A 2,425-nucleotide genomic window follows, 5' to 3' on the forward strand; every position below is an offset into this window, starting at 1 on the left:
GCCAGCGACACGCCGCGCAGCGCGTGGCTGGCGCCGTAGTAGAGATGCACGTTCTCGACGGTGAGCATCGTTCAGCGCCCCAGATAGACTTCGATCACGCGGTGGTCCTGCTGCACCGTCTCCAGCGAGCCTTCGGCGAGCACCGAGCCCTCGTGCAGCACGGTGACCTTGGCGCCCAGGCGGCGCACGAACTCCATATCGTGCTCCACCACCACCACGGACCGGTCGCGGTTGATGTCGAGGATCAGGTCGGCCGTCTGCTCCGTCTCATGGTCGGTCATGCCGGCGACGGGCTCGTCCAGCAGCAGCACCTTCGGCTCCTGCATCAGCAGCATGCCGATCTCCAGCCATTGCTTCTGCCCATGGCTCAGCACCCCGGCCAGATGCGTGCGCTTCTCGGCGAGGCCGATGCGGACCAGCACCTCCTCGATGCGCGTCCGGTCGGCGGAGGAGAGCAGGAAGAACAAGGTCTTCAGCGTGCGCCGGTCGCATTTCAGCGCCAGTTCCAGGTTTTCGAACACGCTCAGGTGCTCGAAAACCGTGGGTTTCTGGAACTTGCGGCCGATGCCGAGGTTGGCGATGCGCGTCTCGTCCAGGCGCGTCAGGTCGACGCCGCCGTCGTACAGCACGTCGCCGCGGTCGGGCTTCGTCTTGCCGGTGATGATGTCCATCATCGTGGTCTTGCCCGCCCCGTTGGGGCCGATGATGGTGCGCAGCTCCCCCGGCGCCAGGATCAGGCTGAGCCCGTTGATCGCCTTGAACCCGTCGAAGGCGACGTGCACGCCGTCCAGGTACAGGATGGAGCCGTGCGCCGGGTGCGGGTCGTTGGCCACACCGTAGGACGGCGACGCCATCGACAGGTCGGCGGCCTTAAGCGCGGTGCTTTTGGGCGACATGCAGCCCTCCCTTGATCTTGCCGCGCAGCTGCGCCCACACGCCCATGATCCCCTTGGGCATGAACAGGGTGACGAGGATGAACAGGCCGCCCAGGAAGAACAGCCAGATCTCCGGCGCCGCCCCGGTGAAGTAGCTCTTGGCGCCGTTCACCGTGAAGGCACCGAGGATGGAGCCCACCAGCGTGCCGCGCCCGCCGACCGCCACCCAGATCGCCACCTCGATGGAGTTGGCGGCGGAGAACTCGCTGGGGTTGATGATGCCGACCTGCGGCACGTACAGCGCCCCGGCCAGCCCGGCCAGCACCGCCGACACGGTGAAGACGAACAGCTTGGCCGCCGTGACGTCGTAGCCCAGGAAGCGCACCCGGCTCTCGGCATCCCGGATCGCCATCAGCACGCGGCCCAGCTTGGACGCCACGATGAAGCGCGCCGCCAGATAGCCCAGCGCCAGCAACAGCGCGGAGGCCACGTACAGGCCGACGCGCGTGCCGGTGGCCTGCATGGGATAGCCCAGGATCTCCTTGAAGTCCGTCAGGCCGTTGTTGCCGCCGAAGCCCATCTCGTTGCGAAAGAAGGCCAGCATCAGGGCAAACGTCATCGCCTGCGTGATGATCGAGAAGTAGACGCCGTTGATGCGCGAGCGGAAGGCGAACCACCCCATGACGAAGGCCAGCACCCCCGGCACCGCCATGACCATTGCCAAGGCCCAGACCGGGTTGTCGAAGCCCCACCAGTACCAGGGCAGCTCCTTCCAGTTCAGGAACACCATGAAGTCCGGCAGGTTGGCGTTGCCGTAGACGCCGCGCGCGCCGATCTGCCGCATCAGGTACATGCCCATGCAGTAGCCGCCCAGCGCGAAGAACGCCCCGTGCCCCAGCGACAGCGCCCCCGCGTAACCCCACACGAGGTCGAGGCTGAGCGCCAGCAGCGCGTAGCAGAGGTACTTGCCCAACAGGCTGACCATGTAGCCGGGGACGTGGAACACGCTGTCCGGCGGCATGGCAAGGTGCAGGACCGGCACCAGGATCACCGCCACCACCAGCAGGGCCATGAAGACCGACCAGCCGCGGCGGGATTCCAATGCCAGGAGACGCGAGGTCAACGGACCCATCGATTATGCCTCCGCCGCGCGGCCCTTGAGCGCGAACAGGCCGCGCGGGCGCTTCTGGATGAACAGGATGATGAAGACCAGCACCAGGATCTTGCCCAGCATGGCACCGGCGTAGGGTTCCAGGATCTTGTTGACGACACCCAGGCTGAGCGCCCCGGCCAGCACGCCCCACAGGCTGCCGACACCGCCGAACACCACCACCATGAAGCTGTCGACGATGTAGCCCTGCCCAAGGTTCGGGCTGACGTTGCCCACTTGGCTCAGCGCCACGCCGGCCACCCCGGCGATGCCGGAGCCGAGGCCGAAGGTTAGCGCATCCACCCAGGGGGTGCGGATCCCCATCGACGAGGCCATGCCGCGGTTCTGCACGACAGCGCGCATGTGGAGGCCGAAACCCGTGCGGCGCAGCACGAGCGAA

3 protein-coding genes are annotated in these 2,425 nt (G+C 66.9%); all 3 read right to left on the reverse strand.

The features are described 5' to 3' along the window. Positions 1–71: 71 nt before the first annotated feature. On the reverse strand, positions 72–854 hold the full coding sequence (gene urtD, locus VED21_RS28915; RefSeq protein WP_324888647.1) for an urea ABC transporter ATP-binding protein UrtD: 783 nt from the start codon (positions 852–854) through the stop codon (positions 72–74). 16 nt (positions 855–870) lie between these two features. After that, positions 871–1,947: an urea ABC transporter permease subunit UrtC gene (gene urtC / locus VED21_RS28920; protein ID WP_414638332.1), complete on the reverse strand. Its 1,077-nt coding sequence runs from the start codon at positions 1,945–1,947 to the stop codon at positions 871–873. A 63-nt stretch (positions 1,948–2,010) separates the two neighbouring features. After that, on the reverse strand, positions 2,011–2,425 hold a 415-nt coding region (locus VED21_RS28925), incomplete at its 5' end, for an ABC transporter permease subunit (protein WP_414638331.1).

The sequence above is a fragment of the Azospirillum sp. genome (genome assembly GCF_035627195.1).
Classification (GTDB): Bacteria; Pseudomonadota; Alphaproteobacteria; order Azospirillales; family Azospirillaceae; genus Azospirillum.